This is a genomic window from Pseudomonas sp. PIC25, from assembly GCF_002286785.1.
Classification (GTDB): domain Bacteria; phylum Pseudomonadota; class Gammaproteobacteria; order Pseudomonadales; family Pseudomonadaceae; genus Pseudomonas_M.
Map to the genome: position 1 here is coordinate 15839 of NZ_MUJY01000190.1, position 15518 is coordinate 31356.

14 protein-coding genes are annotated in these 15518 nt (G+C 63.8%); 4 read left to right on the forward strand and 10 right to left on the reverse strand.

Annotated features, from left to right (window positions below; all coding sequences use genetic code 11):
- Nucleotides 1–5: 5 nt before the first annotated feature.
- On the reverse strand, nt 6–902 hold the full coding sequence (locus BZL41_RS26585) for a peptidoglycan DD-metalloendopeptidase family protein (RefSeq protein ID WP_084333546.1): 897 nt from the start codon (nt 900–902) through the stop codon (nt 6–8).
- Nucleotides 903–1029: 127 nt separating this feature from the next.
- Nucleotides 1030–1650, reverse strand: a complete 621-nt coding sequence (locus BZL41_RS26590) for a TetR/AcrR family transcriptional regulator (RefSeq protein WP_095602041.1) — start codon at nt 1648–1650, stop codon at nt 1030–1032.
- Between the two features lie 80 nt (nt 1651–1730).
- On the opposite strand from BZL41_RS26590, the gene BZL41_RS26595 reads away from it, so the two are divergent.
- Nucleotides 1731–2585, forward strand: coding sequence for an oxygenase MpaB family protein (locus BZL41_RS26595; RefSeq protein WP_095602042.1), 855 nt, complete (start codon nt 1731–1733; stop codon nt 2583–2585).
- 40 nt (nt 2586–2625) lie between these two features.
- Here the strand turns inward: BZL41_RS26595 and BZL41_RS26600 are convergent, their stop codons facing one another.
- The 6 genes from BZL41_RS26600 to BZL41_RS26625 form a co-directional block, all read right to left on the reverse strand.
- A complete protein-coding gene (locus BZL41_RS26600) occupies nt 2626–3543 on the reverse strand; it encodes a response regulator (protein WP_095602043.1) in 918 nt (305 codons plus the stop codon).
- 109 nt (nt 3544–3652) lie between these two features.
- Nucleotides 3653–4375 carry a phosphate signaling complex protein PhoU gene (gene phoU, locus BZL41_RS26605; protein WP_084333550.1) on the reverse strand — a complete coding sequence of 241 codons (723 nt, stop codon included), beginning with the start codon at nt 4373–4375 and terminating at the stop codon, nt 3653–3655.
- A 107-nt stretch (nt 4376–4482) separates the two neighbouring features.
- Entirely contained in the window at nt 4483–5316 is an 834-nt protein-coding gene (gene pstB, locus BZL41_RS26610; RefSeq protein ID WP_095602044.1) for a phosphate ABC transporter ATP-binding protein PstB, read from the reverse strand.
- Between the two features lie 102 nt (nt 5317–5418).
- Nucleotides 5419–7089 carry a phosphate ABC transporter permease PstA gene (gene pstA / locus BZL41_RS26615; protein WP_095602045.1) on the reverse strand — a complete coding sequence of 557 codons (1671 nt, stop codon included), beginning with the start codon at nt 7087–7089 and terminating at the stop codon, nt 5419–5421.
- A 22-nt stretch (nt 7090–7111) separates the two neighbouring features.
- Nucleotides 7112–9397 carry an ABC transporter permease subunit gene (locus BZL41_RS26620; protein ID WP_095602046.1) on the reverse strand — a complete coding sequence of 762 codons (2286 nt, stop codon included), beginning with the start codon at nt 9395–9397 and terminating at the stop codon, nt 7112–7114.
- A gap of 140 nt (nt 9398–9537) precedes the next feature.
- Nucleotides 9538–10506: a phosphate ABC transporter substrate-binding protein PstS gene (locus BZL41_RS26625; protein WP_095602047.1), complete on the reverse strand. Its 969-nt coding sequence runs from the start codon at nt 10504–10506 to the stop codon at nt 9538–9540.
- 253 nt (nt 10507–10759) lie between these two features.
- Between BZL41_RS26625 and BZL41_RS26630 the strand changes: the two genes are divergently transcribed.
- Nucleotides 10760–11164, forward strand: coding sequence for an acyl-CoA thioesterase (locus tag BZL41_RS26630; RefSeq protein WP_084333558.1), 405 nt, complete (start codon nt 10760–10762; stop codon nt 11162–11164).
- Between the two features lie 195 nt (nt 11165–11359).
- Here the strand turns inward: BZL41_RS26630 and BZL41_RS26635 are convergent, their stop codons facing one another.
- On the reverse strand, nt 11360–12457 hold the full coding sequence (locus BZL41_RS26635) for a TRAP transporter substrate-binding protein (protein ID WP_095602048.1): 1098 nt from the start codon (nt 12455–12457) through the stop codon (nt 11360–11362).
- A 347-nt stretch (nt 12458–12804) separates the two neighbouring features.
- On the opposite strand from BZL41_RS26635, the gene BZL41_RS26640 reads away from it, so the two are divergent.
- Both BZL41_RS26640 and BZL41_RS26645 read left to right on the forward strand, forming a co-directional pair.
- Nucleotides 12805–13350, forward strand: a complete 546-nt coding sequence (locus BZL41_RS26640) for a TRAP transporter small permease subunit (protein ID WP_095602049.1) — start codon at nt 12805–12807, stop codon at nt 13348–13350.
- Nucleotides 13343–14719, forward strand: coding sequence for a TRAP transporter large permease subunit (locus BZL41_RS26645; RefSeq protein WP_095602050.1), 1377 nt, complete (start codon nt 13343–13345; stop codon nt 14717–14719). Before BZL41_RS26640 ends, BZL41_RS26645 begins: the two co-directional genes overlap by 8 nt.
- A gap of 49 nt (nt 14720–14768) precedes the next feature.
- Here the strand turns inward: BZL41_RS26645 and BZL41_RS26650 are convergent, their stop codons facing one another.
- Nucleotides 14769–15518, reverse strand: a complete 750-nt coding sequence (locus BZL41_RS26650; RefSeq protein ID WP_095602051.1) for a general secretion pathway protein GspB — start codon at nt 15516–15518, stop codon at nt 14769–14771.

The following is a 15518-nucleotide window of genomic DNA, read 5'->3' on the forward strand; positions in this document are numbered from 1 at the left end:
CTTTTTTATTCGCCGCCAACTGCAAAGTTGGGCAGGCTGTCCACCGGCTGAGCGAACTGGAAGGGGATAGACTCCAAGGCCAAGCCGACGTTGCGCTGGACCACGAAGTGCAGGTGTGGCCCGGTGCTGTTGCCGGTGTTGCCGGAGCGGGCGATGAAACTGCCGGCCTCCACTCGCTGGCCTTCGCGGACGCTGACCGAACCTTTCATCAGGTGCAGGTAGACGCCCATGGTGCCGTCGTCGTGGAGGATGCGCACGTAGTTGCCGGAAGGGTTGTTGCCGCGCCCGCTCTGCCCGTTCTCGATCTTCACCACCATCCCGCTGCGCGCGGCAACGATGGGCGTGCCTTCGGGCATGGCGATGTCCATGGCATAGCGGCCCTTCGGGGTGAAGTGGCTGTACTTGCCGTTGGCGCCCTGGGTCAGGCGGAACGGGCCGCCGCGCCAAGGCAGCGGATAACGGTGCAAGGAGGGTTTCAGGCGGGGGTCACCCATGGCGTAGCGCAGCTTGGGCGTATAGCGCATCGGCTTGTCGGCATCGCGGGGCGCCAGGGTGGCGAGGCGGATATTGCTGCGCGGCGGCAGCACCCAGCGAATCGGCTTCTCCGGCGCGCCGAGGGCGTTCTCCACGCCTTTGAGGCTCAACTCGACTTCCACCGGTGCATAGAGATCGTTACGCACCAGCAGCGTCTCGCCGGCGTCGTGCTTCTTGGTCTCCAGCTTCACCAGGTTGTCCAGCCGCTCGACCATGCGGTCGCGGAAGACGAACACCTCTGCCCCTGCCACGGCTTTGTCGCTATAAGTGACCACGCCGTTGGCATCGGTGTACTTGTAGATGGTCAGGGCCGCGACCGGCGCGGTCGCGGTCAACAAACCGCAGAGAAGAATCAGGCGCCCTAGCATAACGTCACGGATCTAGTACTTATGAGTATCCGGGCTGATAAGACTAGCAGCGCGCACACGGCCCCGCGAGGCACGCCCGTCGCGGTTGTGCGACAGTCCTCACTGGCACGAATTTTCCGACAGGCGGTCAGGATTCCGGAGCACGGCTGCCCGTTGCGGCAACCAGATAAGCGGCCAGCATATCGGCAAGGCCGTCGACCAACTCTTCTTCGCTCAACGGCGGCTCGTCCAGGGACAGGTAGCGAACCAGGGTCATCAGGGTAGCGTTGATCATGACGAACAGCATGGGGGTGGGGTTGTCGAGGGGAAACTGGTGCATGTGACGCAGCAGGTAACGGCGACAGGTTTCGGCCAAGTGTCGCTCCAATCGGTCGACCACGTGCAGGGCCTGTAATTGTTGCCAGTGACGAACCAGTACCCGGTAGCGGCCATCGCCCCTGCGGATGAACGCGAGCACCTCGGTGATCAGTATTTTCACTGCCGTCCTGGCGTCGGCTTCCAGCAATTGCGGCAGGCGACCATCGATCAGGCGCGTGATATCGAATGCCATGCGATCGAGCAGGGCTTCGAGCAGTTCCTGCTTATTGGCAAAGTACTGGTACAGAGAACCCACGCTCACGCCCGCCTCGGCCGCGACGCGGTTGGTGGTCAGACTGCCCAGGCCCTGACGCTCGATCACTCGGCCACTGGCCTCCAGGAGGATTTCCACCATCTGCTGCGAACGCTGCTGACTGGGGCGCTTGCGCATGACCGCTCCATTGCGAGTTTAATGCGAGCAGATACTCGCATTAGCATGGGTGGCAGGCAATCTTCCAGGAGCCACCAAACATGCAGGCAACGCATCCCGTTTCGGCCGAACAGCCAACACACCCACTGGGGCCGAATTCGCTGACCTGGCGCTATTTCGGCGATCTGCGTGGATTGCTGCTGATCAGCCGCGTTGGCCTGCTACAGAACTTGCATCCGGGCCTGGCAGCCGGCGTGCTGGAGCATTCCGATCTGTTCCGAAATCCTTGGAACCGCCTGCTCCGCTCCATCCCGCCGATTCTCGCGGTGGTTTACGGCGGCACACGGGCGCCAGGTATCGGTTTACAGATTCGCGACTGGCATCGCTCCATCAAAGGCCAGGACGCCCGGGGACGCCGCTACCATGCCCTGAGCCCGGAGCTTTTCTACTGGGCACACGCCACTTTCTTCGAAGGGCAGATCGCCGTGCAGGCCCTGTTCGGCACACCACTCGACGAGGCCAGGCAGGAGCGCCTGTACCAGGAGTCGATCCAGTGGTACTCCCTTTATGGACTGCCAATGACGGCGGTTCCGCCCGACTATGCGGCGTTCAGGGCCTACTGGCAGGAGATGTTGGAGAACCGGCTGGAGCTGACCGAGGTGGCGCGCTGGTACCTTGCCGGCAACAGGAACCTGCCGCCGCCCTATGCCTGGATGCGCGGTCCCCTATGGTGGTTATTGCGCCCGTTGTTCGATCGGGGCGGCCGCTGGTTGGCGGTGGGCACCCTGCCCGCGCCGCTACGTGAACGCCTGGGCCTGCCATGGACGCCGAAAGACCAACGCCGCCTGGATGGCCTGGCGCGGGTCGTCAGAGCGCTATGGAAAGTATTACCCCTGCGCTGGCGCTACTTCCCCCCGGCTTACGCCGCCATATGCCAGGAGCGAAAGCACGATTGAACCTTGAGGTCGGAGCGACGGGAAGCCAGTTCCCGGGCGATCAGGCGCCGGGCACGAAGTGCTTCTGCGCGGTGCCGCGGGCGATCAGGCGGGACAGGTAGTCGAGCTTTTGCGGATCGCGGTCGACGAAGCGGAAGGTCAGTTGCAGCCAGTCGCTGTCAGGCTTGGGCTCCAGCGCGGCAACGGCGTGGAGGTAGCCGTTCAAGCGCGCCACTTCGGCGCTTTCACCCTGCTCCAGGTCGAGTACGGCGCTTTCCAGTACCTGGGGCAGCGGATCGCCGCGGCGTACCACCAGCAGGGCTTCCTTGAGGCTGAGGGCCTTGATCACGCAGGCCATGTTGCCGCCCGGCAGGCGCAGTTGTCCCTGGCCACGACCGCCGGGCGCCTGTGCAGCCGGCTTGGCCGAAGCCGCCGGAACGGGGGCGGGGGCGGGGGCGGGGGCGGAACGGGGTGCGGGTTCCGGTGCCGTGGGCTTGATCACCTCGGCCTTGCCGCCGGTCAGCGCGGCCAGCGAATCGTTCGGCAGGCCGCCGGCGAGGCTGCGTGCCGGGGCGCTGGCAGCCAGGGCTTCGAGGCGCCCGGCGCGGTGCAGGGCCTTTTTCACCTTGGTGATCAACTGGTCATTGGAGAAGGGTTTGCCGATGTAATCGGAGACGCCCGCCTGGATGGCCTGGACCACGTTCTCCTTGTCGCCGCGGCTGGTGACCATGATGAAGGGAACGCCTTTCAGCTCGGCCTGTTCGCGGCACCAGACGAGCAATTCCAGACCCGACATCTCCGGCATTTCCCAGTCGCAGAGGATCAGGTCGACCGGCTGACGGGACAGCATCTGCTGGGCCTTGCGCCCATTGATCGCTTCTTCGATCTGGATGCCGGGAAAGTGGTCGCGCAGCCCTTTTTTCACCAGATCGCGAATAAAGGACGCGTCATCCACCACCAACACACGGACTTTAGTCATTGGCCACTCCTGAAGAATGGCCTAAGCATAGCCTTGGACACTGGCCAAAGGCCAACGGAAGCGGGACATCGATCTTGCCGGTATCGAGCACCGTTTCCGCCGCCGGGGCTTATTCCTTGCCCTGCACTTCTTCCTGCATGCGCGCCAGCCCCATGTGGCGGACGTCGGTACCACGCACCAGATAGATGACCAGTTCGGCGATGTTGCGCGCATGATCGCCGATGCGTTCCAGCGAACGCAGCACCCAGATCACGTTGAGTACGCGGGAGATCGAACGCGGGTCTTCCATCATGTAGGTGACCAGTTCGCGCAAGGCGGTCTTGTATTCGCGATCAACGGTCTTGTCGTACTGCGCCACCGACAGCGCCAGGTCGGCATCGAAGCGGGCGAAGGCATCCAGCGCCTCCTGCACCATCCTGCGCACCTGGTCGCCGATGTGGCGGACCTCGACGTAGCCGCGCGGAGATTCGCCTTCCTCGCAGAGCTGGATGGCGCGGCGGGCGATCTTCGAGGCTTCGTCGCCGATGCGCTCAAGATCGATCACCGACTTCGACACGCTGATGATCAGGCGCAGATCGGAAGCCGCCGGCTGGCGACGGGCGAGGATGCGGACGCACTCCTCGTCGATGTTGCGCTCCATCTGGTTGATCTGGTCGTCGATTTCGCGTACCTGCTGGGCCAGGCCGGAGTCGGCGTCGATCAGCGCGGTGACGGCGTCGTTGACCTGCTTCTCGACCAGCCCGCCCATGGCCAGGAGGTGGCTGCGCACTTCCTCCAGCTCGGCGTTGAATTGCTGGGAGATATGGTGGGTAAGGCTGTCTTTATCGATCATGTTCGCTCCGCGAAAGCCTCAAGCTGCAAGCCTTAAGCTGCAAGCTGAGTATCGTGCACTGGTTGCTCTTGCTTGCCGCTTGAAACTTGCGGCTTGTCGCTGTCTTTTTAGCCATAGCGCCCGGTGATGTAGTCTTCGGTCTGCTTCTTCGCCGGGTTGGTGAACAGCGTATCGGTGTCGCCGAACTCGATCAGCTTGCCCATGTACATGAACGCCGTGTAGTCGGACACCCGGGCGGCCTGTTGCATGTTATGGGTCACGATGACGATGGTGTACTTGGATTTCAGTTCGTAGATCAGCTCTTCCACCTTGAGGGTGGAGATCGGGTCCAGTGCCGAGCAGGGTTCGTCGAGCAGCAGGACTTCCGGCTCCACGGCGATGGTACGGGCGATCACCAGACGCTGCTGCTGGCCGCCGGAGAGGCCGAGGGCGGACTCGTGCAGGCGGTCCTTGACCTCGTCCCAGAGTGCAGCGCCCTTGAGGGCCCACTCGACCGCTTCGTCGAGCACGCGCTTCTTGTTGATGCCCTGGATGCGCAGGCCGTAGACCACGTTTTCATAGATGCTCTTGGGGAACGGGTTGGGCTTCTGGAACACCATGCCGACGCGGCGACGCAGCTCGGCGACGTCCTCACCCTTGCGGTAGATGTTGCGGCCGTCCAGGTTGATCTCGCCTTCCACTCGGCAGCCGTCCACCAGGTCATTCATTCGATTGAAGCAGCGCAGCAAGGTCGACTTACCGCAGCCGGACGGACCGATGAAGGCGGTGACACGCTGCTTCGGGATGTTCATCGACACGCCGTGCAGCGCCTGTTTGTCGCCGTAGAACAGGTTCAGGCCGGGCACTTCGATGGCCACGGTTTCTTCGGCCAGACGCAGGTTCTGCTTGTCGCGGCCAAGGGCGGCGATGTCGATGCCATGGCTGTGGGTTTCGTGTTGCATATGCTCACTCCGTTCGCAGCGGCAAGCTGCAAGCTATGAGCTGCAAGCCCATCGCCGCAGGCTTCCACTTGGAGCTTGCGGCTTGAGGCTTGCGGCTCAGATTCAATGGTCCAGGGCCTTGTATTTCTCGCGCAGGTGGTTGCGCATGTACACCGCGCTGAAGTTCAGCAGTGCGATCACCACCACCAGCAGCAGCGCGGTGGCGTATACCAGCGGCCGCGCGGCCTCGACGTTGGGGCTTTGGAAGCCGACGTCGTAGATATGGAAGCCCAGGTGCATGATCTTCTGGTCCAGGTGCAGGTACGGGTAGTTACCGTCCAGCGGCAGGCTCGGCGCCAGCTTGACCACACCGACCAGCATCAGCGGTGCCACTTCGCCGGCAGCACGCGCCACGGCGAGGATCAGGCCGGTCATCATCGCCGGGCTGGCCATGGGAATGACTACGTTCCACAGGGTTTCGATCTTGGTCGCGCCCAGGGCCAGGGAGCCTTCGCGCACCGCACGGGGAATCCGCGCCAGGCCTTCTTCGGTGGCGACGATCACCACCGGCAGGGTGAGGATGGCCAGGGTCAGCGAGGCCCACATCAGGCCGGGGGTGCCGAAGGTCGGCGCCGGCGCGGCCTCGGGGAAGAACAGCCGGTCCAGCGAGCCGCCCAGGACATAGACGAAGAAGCCCAGGCCGAATACGCCGTAGACGATCGACGGCACACCCGCGAGGTTGTTCACGGCGATGCGGATGACACGGGTCAGCGGGCCCTGACGGGCATATTCGCGCAGGTAGACCGCCGCGATCACACCGAACGGCGTCACCAGCACGGCCATCAGCAACACCATCATCACGGTGCCGAAAATCGCCGGAAAGATGCCGCCTTCGGTGTTTGCTTCACGCGGGTCGTCGCTGACGAACTCCCAGAGCTTGCCGAAGTAGAAGCCGAACTTTTGCAGCATGGACATCGCGTTCGGCCGGTAGGCACGGACCACCTTGCCCATGTTCAGCTCGATCTCGCGGCCATCGCTCACCTTCACGGTGACGCTGTCGCGCTGGAACTGCTGGTGCAGGTCGGCGAGCTGGCTCTCCAGCACCTTGTACCCGGCATCCAGTTCGGCGCGCTCGGCGTCCAGCTCGGCCTGCGCAACGGCGTCCAGGCGTCCTTGCAGTTCCAGCTTGCGGGTCTTCAGGCGCAGGCGTTCGAGGCCGGCGTTGATACGGCCGATGTCCTTCTTCTCCAGACGCTCGATTTGCGTATGCAGCAGGTCCACGCGCTCGATACGCTTCTGGAACTCGTCCCAGGCGCCCTCACCCTCGGCCACTACCTGGCCGCTTTCCTTGACGTTGACCAGATAGCCGTAGAAGTTGCCCCACTCGCGGCGCTCGATGGCCATCAGCTCGGCCGGGCGGCGCACGTCGCTCAGCCACTCGCCGATCACCCAGCTGAAGTCGGCACCGAAGATTTCGCGGTTGCCCACCTTGAGCAGCTCGCGGGTCATGAATTCGCCGCCTTCCACGTTCACCGGCAGACCCGAGGCCGCCAGGCGCGCACGCGGCACCTCTTCGGCCTGGACCACTTCACCGGCCAGGGTCTTCGCCGGTTCGCCGGGAATCTGGTAGGTGCCTTCGATGATATTGGCCGGCCAGAAGTGGCCCAGGCCGCGCACGGCGATCAGCGCCAGCAGCCCCAGAGTCATGATGATGGCGATCGACACCGCGCCGCCATTCAGCCAGACCCAGGGAGAGCCGCTCTTGAACCAGGTTTTCAGGGTTTGCTGTTTCACGGACGTCTACCTTTCCAAGCCGTTAGAGCGACGCATACTTGCCGCGCAACCGCTGACGAATCAGCTCGGCCAGCGTATTCATCACGAAGGTGAACAACAGCAGCACCAGCGCGGCGAGGAACAGCACGCGGTAGTGGGTGCTGCCCACCTCGGACTCCGGCATTTCCACCGCCACGTTGGCGGCGAGGGTACGCAGGCCCTCGAAGATGTTCGCTTCCATGATCGGCGTGTTGCCGGTGGCCATCAGCACGATCATGGTCTCGCCGACGGCACGGCCCATGCCGATCATCAGCGCTGAGAAGATGCCGGGGCTGGCGGTGAGGATCACCACGCGGGTGAGCGTCTGCCAGGGCGTGGCGCCCAAGGCCAGGGAGCCGAAGGTGAGGCTCTTCGGCACACTGAACACGGCGTCTTCGGCGATCGAATAGATGTTCGGGATCACCGCGAAGCCCATGGCCAGGCCGACCACCAGGGCGTTGCGCTGGTCGAAGGGAATGCCCAGGTCGTTGGACAGCCACAGGCGCATGTTGCCGTCGAACAGCCAGTTCTCCAGGTGTCCGCTCATGCCTAGGGCGAACCAGCCAACCGCCAATACCACCGGGATCAGCAGCGCCGCTTCCCAGCCGTCCGGCACGCGCAGGCGCACCGACTCGGGCAGGCGGCTCCAGACGTAGCCGGCGAGCAGGATGCCCAGCGGCGTCAGCAGCAGGAGACTGAAGATGCCGGGCAGGTGGTTCTCCAAGTAGGGCGCCAGGAACAGGCCGGCGAAGAAGCCGAGGATGACCGTCGGCAGCGCTTCCATCAGCTCAATTACCGGCTTGACCTTGCGGCGCATCGCCGGGGCCATGAAGTAAGCGGTGTAGATCGCCGCGGCAATTGCCAGCGGGGCCGCCAGCAGCATGGCGTAGAAGGCCGCCTTCAACGTGCCGAAGGCCAGCGGCGAAAGGCTCAGCTTGGGCTCGAAATCCGAGTTGGCTGCCGTGGACTGCCAGACGTACTTGGGCTCGTCGTAACTCTCGTACCAGACCTTGCCCCAGAGCGCGCTCCAGGAAATTTCCGGGTGTGGGTTATCGATCAGGAAACGCTGGAACTGCCCCTTGGACTCCACTATCAGGCGGTTCGCTCGCGGCGACAGCGCGGCGATGGCGGCACCTTCAGCCACCGGCTCGATGAGCAGGGTCCGGTGGGCGGTGCTATGGAAAATCCCCAGGGTGCCGGTGGCGTCCAGGGCGACGAAACCCTTGCGGCGCTCTTCCGGAAGCACTTGGGTGATGGCGGCGTTGCCCAGTTGGAAGCTGCGGATGCTCTTCAGCTCCGCCTTGCCGTTGGGGTCGCGGACCATGAACCACTGCTGGATACCGCCCTTGGAGTCGCCAACCATCAGGGAAATACCGCCCAGCAGCGCGGACACGCTGGAGACCTCGGCCTGGGGGTCCTGCAGCAGGGTATAGCGGCCGTTCAGCACCCGCTTGCGCAGGTCGAACACGTCGGCGGTGGCGCGGCCATTGAAGACATAGAGCCAGAGCTGGCGCGGGTCGATCAGCAGTTGCTTGATCGGATCGGCGATCTGCGGGAGCGCGATGCGCTCCTCTTCCAGGTTGACCTCGCCGGTCAGCAGGTTCTCTTCGCGGCTCAGGCTGATCAGATGCACTTCGCTGCCGGTGGAACCCGCCAGCATCAGACCGGAACTGCTCTCGCTGATGGCTACGTGATCGAGCGCATTGCCGCGCGGGTCCAGGACGATAGGCGTTTCGCCGTAGGGATATTCGATCTGCGGACTGATGGTTTTCTTGTTGTCCGGATAGGTCACCTTGTACACGTGCCGGAGCACCAGTACTTGGCCGTTGGACAGACCGAGAACGACACGGTTGCTGCCGGGAACGTCCTGGCCAACCGAGGCGACCTCTACGCCTTGCGGGATCGCCAATTCGATGCGAGTCAGCGGCGCGGCGCTCTTCACGTCGAAGAACTGAACCTGGCCGTTGCGGCTGAGGCGCATGGCGACTTGGTTCTGCTCCTCGATGGCCAGCAGCAGGGGCTCGCCCGCCTCGGCCAGCCAGGCCGCCGACTGCGGCTTGCGTGCGGTCATTTCGGCGCCCTGGAACATGGGCAGGACCACGTGGGCCAGATAGAAGAAGATCAGCGTGATGGCCCCGAGCACGGCCAGGCCACCGATCGACACGCACCAGCGGGCCAGACGGTCTTTCAGGGCACGGATGCGGCGCTTGCGCTGCAGGGCCGGGGTATTGAAGTCCAGCCGGTGCGAATTCGAGGAAGCGGTCATGGAAGCGTTAGCCAAGTCATTCATGCGCACACCCTAGCGGCCATGTGTGACAGAAAAGTTACAGCGTGGTGACGCAGCGACGCCCGCCCATCGAAAACGAGAGGCGGGCTACACTGTGGCGTCAGGCTTTCGCCCGCGGCGTCCCTGCCGCAGCCATTACCGGATCAGAGACCCAGTTCCTTCATGGTCTTGTCGATCACTTTCTTCGGCAGCGGGATGTAGCCATCCTTCACCACCACTTCCTGACCTTGCTTGGACAGGACCAGCTTGACGAACTCGGCGTCCAGCGGGCTCAGCGGCTTGTTCGGCGCCTTGTTGACGTAGACGTAGAAGAAGCGGGCCAGCGGGAACTTACCGGCCAGGGCGTTCTCTTCGTTGGCCTCGTAGGCTTCGCCGCCTTTCTTCGACAGCGGCACGGCGCGGACGCTGGAGGTCTTGTAGCCGATGCCCGAGTAACCGATGGCGTTCAGGGTGCTGGAGATGGACTGCACCACGGAAGCCGAACCCGGCTGCTCGTTGACGTTGGATTTGAAGTCACCTTTGCACAGGGCCTCTTCCTTGAAGTAGCCGTAGGTACCGGATACCGAGTTGCGACCGAACAGTTGAATCGGCTTGTTCGCCCACTCGCCGGTCAGGCCCAGGTCGCCCCAGGTCTTGATGTCCTTCTCGCCACCGCACAGGCGGGTGCTGGAGAAGATGGCGTCGACCTGGGCGATATCCAGGGACTTGATCGGGTTGTCCTTGTGCACGAACACAGCCAGGGCATCGATGGCCACCGGGATGGCGGTCGGCTTGTAGCCATACTTCTCTTCGAAGGCCTGCAGCTCGTTATCCTTCATGGCGCGGCTCATCGGGCCGAGGTTGGCGGTGCCTTCGGTCAGGGCCGGCGGCGCGGTGGAGGAGCCGGCAGCCTGAATCTGGATGTTGACGTTCGGGTAGTTACGCTTGAACTCTTCGGCCCAGAGCGTCATCAGGTTGGCCAGAGAGTCGGAGCCGACGCTGGACAGGTTACCGGAAACGCCGGAAGTCTTTTCGTAGTTCGGCAGGGCCGGATCGACAGAGGCGATCGCGGTTGCGGCACTCACGCCAGCGGCGACGAAAGTCAGGGCCGCCATCAAACGCTTCAGTTTCATGCCATGCTCCTAGCAAGGATTGTGATTGGTTGGCGCCGGCCAGTATCGGGAGGCCGTGTGACCACTCTATGAACTCAATGTGACAATTGCGTGACGTGCGAACGACGTCCTTTCCCCTAAGGGTGCGGCAACATATCCTGACGTTTTCGACGGCCTCGCAGTCGTCGGCCGACCTGCCAGTCGGTATAATCGCCGGCCCGCCACCACGCGGGTTCTGCGCACAGAACAACAACCGCGCCGCGAGCCTCCGACCATGAACGATTTAGAACAGGAAGACCCGATCCCCCAAGGCGATCTGGCCTTGCAGATCACCGCACTGCCGCGCGAAACCAACGGTTTCGGCGATATCTACGGTGGCTGGCTGGTATCTCAGATGGACCTGGCCGGCACCGCCATGGCCAGCAAGGTGGCCGGCGGTCGTGTCGCCACGGTGGCCATCGACCGCATGGCGTTCCTGGTTCCGGTGGCGGTGGGGGCGCAATTGTCCTTCTACACCCAGACCCTGGAGATCGGCCGCAGCTCGATCCAGATGCTGGTCGAGGTATGGAGCGACGACCCGCTCTCCAGCGAATGGCGCAAGGTCACCGAGGCGGTGTTCGTCTTCGTCGCCATCGACGGCAGTGGTCGTACCCGTCCGGTTCCGCCGCGGCGCAGCTGAGTCTGCGGGAACGCACCACACCAGACCGCCTTGTAGGAGCCAGCTCTGCTGGCGAAGCTTTTTTGTTACCCCATTCGCGAGCAGAGCTCGCTCCTACAGGGACCCAGGCCGCCGCATACGGATTCGCCCAACGATCCTCGACCCCGGAAAGCAGAACGCCGGCTTTGCGCCGGCGCTCCTTTCAACTACAGGGCATCAGCTGCGGCGGATGTTGTAGATATCCCGTTCGTTGACTTCCGCGTAGTCGGACAAGCGCTGGAGATAGGCCTTCTGCTGTTCCCAGACCTTGGTCGCCACCGGGTCGGCGGCGGCGGTGGCATCCACCACCTCGGCCGCGACTTCGCGCAGCTTGGCCAGCACTTCGTCGGGCAGGCGGCGCACATCCACGCCTTCCTTCTTCAACGTTTCCATCGCTTCCATGTTGCGCGCGTTGTAGTCATCCAGCATGTCGCCGTTGACGTCGCGGGCTGCCGCGCGAACGATGGCCTGCAGGTCCGCCGGCAGGGTTTCCCAGGCCTTGATGTTGACGTCCAGTTCGAAGGTGACGTTCGGCTCCTGCCAGCCCGGGGTGTAGTAGTACTTGGCAGCCTTGTGCAGGCCCAGGGCCAGGTCGTTGTACGGGCCGATCCACTCAGTGGCGTCGATGGCACCGGTCTGCAGGGCAGTGAAAATCTCGCCGGCCGGCATGTTGACCACGGTACCGCCCATGCGGGTCAGCACTTCGCCACCCAGGCCCGGGGTACGCATCTTCAGACCCTTGAAGTCGTCGACCGAGTTGATTTCCTTGTTGAACCAACCGGCGGTCTGCACGCCGGTGGCGCCACAGGCCATCGGCAGTACGCCGAACGGCTTGTACACCTCTTCCCACAGCTGGATGCCGCCGCCCTTATGCAGCCAGGCGTTCATTTCCTGGGCATTCGGACCGAACGGCAGGGCACAGAAGAACTGCGCGGCCGGGACCTTGCCTTTCCAGTAATAGGGAGCACCGTGCCCCATTTCGGCGGTGCCACGGGAAACCGCGTCGAAGACTTCAAGCGCCGGAACCAGTTCGCCAGCCGCGTAGACCTTGATCTTCAGGCGGCCGTTGCTCATTTCATCGACCAGCTTGGCGAAGCGTTCGGCCCCCACGCCGACACCGGGGAAGTTCTTCGGCCAGGAAGTGACCATCTTCCAGTTGAAGGTCTGACCAGTGCTTTGCTGTTCGCATGCGGTCTCGGTCTGCTTTTGGCAACCGGCCAGCGCAGTGGCGGCCAGACCGACCCCGGCGGCGGTGAGTATGTCGCGACGTTTCATGCAGTACTCCTTGTTGTTGTAGTGGTCTGACCAACGGGATCACCGATGGACAAACGTGGCATTGCTAGCATACGGGGGACGTGACTCTCAAGCGTAGCCGGTACGACTAAAGTTGCAGCGGCATTGCTGCGATCACTTCGCCATGCCTAGAATCCCGCGCCGGCCGCGCGAAGAACCTTACTCGTAATGGCGGGCCGAGTCGCGCAGACAGACAGGAAAATACGTGCCATCGCTCAGTATGCGTGCTGCGGACATGGCATTTTGGCGCCGCTGGATGCGGTACTACACCGTGGCGGCCCCACAAAGGCCGTCGTGTCCCCTTATCCATAAGAAAAAAAGGGCCCCCGATGTCCGATAAAGTCCCTCCCTTGCTCCGCGTCGCGCACGGGCTCGATGCGATCAACTCCCTGTTCGGCCGAGGCTGCGCCTGGCTGACCCTGTTCCTGGTCCTGGGCACGGCGGTAGTCGTGGTGTTGCGCTACGGCTTCGGCATCGGCGCGACCGCCCTCCAGGAGGCGGTGCTCTATGCCCATGCCCTGGTGTTCATGGGTGCCGCCGCCTGGACGCTGCAACGCGGCGCCCACGTGCGGGTGGACATCTTCTACCAGAAGTTTTCCGGACGCCGCCAGGCGCTGGTGGAGATCGTCGGCAACCTGCTGTTCCTGATCCCGGTGTGTCTGTTTCTCGGCTGGAACAGCTGGGACTACGTGACCACCTCCTGGGCGACCGCAGAGAAATCCAACGAGGCCGGCGGTCTCGCCTTCGTCTACCTGCAGAAGAGCATCATCCTGGTTCTGGTCGTCAGCCTGCTGCTGCAGAGCGTGGCCGAGCTGATCAAGGCCGGCTACCTGCTCACCGGCCGCCAGCCCGTCACGGAGGTGAAGCATGGCTGAGTTGATGGCGATCCTGCTGTTCGTCAGCATCTGCGTCGCGCTGATGGCAGGCTACCCGGTAGCCTTCACCCTTGGCGGCATGGCCCTGGCCTTCGCCGGTATCGGCGTCCTCACCGGCACCTTCGACGCCGGCTTCCTGCACGCCCTGCCGAACCGCCTGTTCGGCATCATGAACAACCAGACCATGCTGGCCGTGCCGCTGTTCGTGTTCATGGGGGTGATGCTGGAGAAATCACGGGTCGCGGAAGACCTGCTGGAATCCATGTCGCGGCTGTTCGGCACCCTGCGCGGCGGCCTGGCCATCTCCGTCTGCGTGGTCGGTGCGCTGCTCGCCGCCAGCACCGGCATTGTCGGCGCCACCGTGGTAACCATGGGCCTGCTGGCGCTGCCGACCATGCTGCGCCGCGGCTACGACCCGGCGGTGGCCACCGGCACCCTGGCGGCCACCGGTACCCTGGGCCAGATCATCCCGCCGTCGATCATCCTGGTCCTGCTCGGCGACGTGATGTCCAGCGCCTACCAGCAGGCCCAGTTGAAGATGGGCATCTACTCGCCGAAGACCGTTTCCGTGGGCGACCTGTTCGTCGGCGCGCTGATTCCCGGCCTGGTGCTGGTCGGCCTGTACATCCTCTACCTGATCTTCGTTGCCGTGACCCAGCCGAAGAAGCTGCCGGCCCTGCCCCAGGAAGAACTCGGCCCGATCGAATGGGGCAAGCTGTTCAGCGCCCTGATGCCGCCGCTGATCCTGATCGCCGCCGTGCTCGGCTCGATCCTCGCCGGCTACGCCACGCCCACCGAGGCAGCGGCGCTCGGCGCCCTCGGCGCGATGCTGCTGGCGCTGCTCAAGCGCAAGCTGAGCCTCACACAGCTTCGCGAAGTCGCCTATGGCACTACCGAGATCACCTCGATGGTGTTCCTGATCCTGATCGGCGCCTCGCTGTTCTCCCTGGTGTTCCGTGGTTTCGGCGGCGAAGTGCTGATCGAGGACGTGTTCGAGCAACTGCCCGGCGGCGTGTTCGGCGCCTTCTTCGTGGTGATGCTGGTGATCTTCCTGCTCGGCTTCATCCTCGACTTCATCGAGATCACCTTCGTCGTCGTGCCCATCGTCGGCCCGGTGCTGCTGGCCATGGGCCTGGACCCGGTATGGCTCGGCGTGATGATCGCGCTGAACCTGCAGACCTCGTTCCTCACGCCGCCCTTCGGCTTCTCGCTGTTCTACCTGCGCGGGGTCACGCCCAGCTCGGTGCCGACCAGCACCATGTACAAGGGCGTGGTGCCGTTCATCCTGATCCAGCTCGGCATGCTGGTGATCGCCTACCTCTGGCCGTCGATCATCACCTGGCTACCGAGTGTGGTGTACGCCAAGTGACACAAGAAAAGGGCCGCTCAGCGGCCCTTTTCATTTTCCGCTCCCCGCCTCAATTCAAACGCAGCCAGTAGCGCCCGTTCCGGTAGGTGAACACCAGGCCGTCGCGGGTGATCTGTTGCAGGTGCAGCTCGGCGTTCAACGCATCGCCCTCACGCAGCGTCCGGCCGCTGACGCGGATGAAACGCGACGACGGGTTCGCCGAATAGACATGGGCGTTGAATGCCATGTCGCGCAACTGTTTCTGAATCGCCGAGGGCAGCTTCTTCCAGTGCTGTGCATCGCCCAGCTCGTCCGCCGACGCTTCGACCGCATCCGCAGGAGGCGAGACGGCAACCGGCGGCGCTACCTGCCCTTGTGCCGGCGCAGATACGGCCGCCGGGACACGTCCGGCCCGCACCGGTAATTCGAGGGCCAGCGGCGCGGCCTGGGTTTCTTCGTCCTCGACCTGGATGCGCACCCCGACCATCCCTTGCAACGTGGCCGCTCCCGGTGCGGACTCTGCGGGCGAAGCGGGTTCGTCGATCACGGCTGTCGGAGCCAGAGGCGGAGCTTCCTTCGCGACGGACGCCATCGGCACGGGTGCGGGTGCAACCGGTTCATCCGGTGGGCTGCGCAACAACCATGCGGCCAGGCTCGCCAGCAGCGCGCCCGCGGCCAGCAGCGCCAGCCCTTTCCAATGGCGGTCCTCCATTCGCTGCTGGTGCAGCTCGACGAATTCCTGCTGGGTATCGATGTGCGGAACGTCACTGCGGGTCCGCAGGCTTTCCGAATGCTTGAGGGCGTTGAGGATGTAGGACAT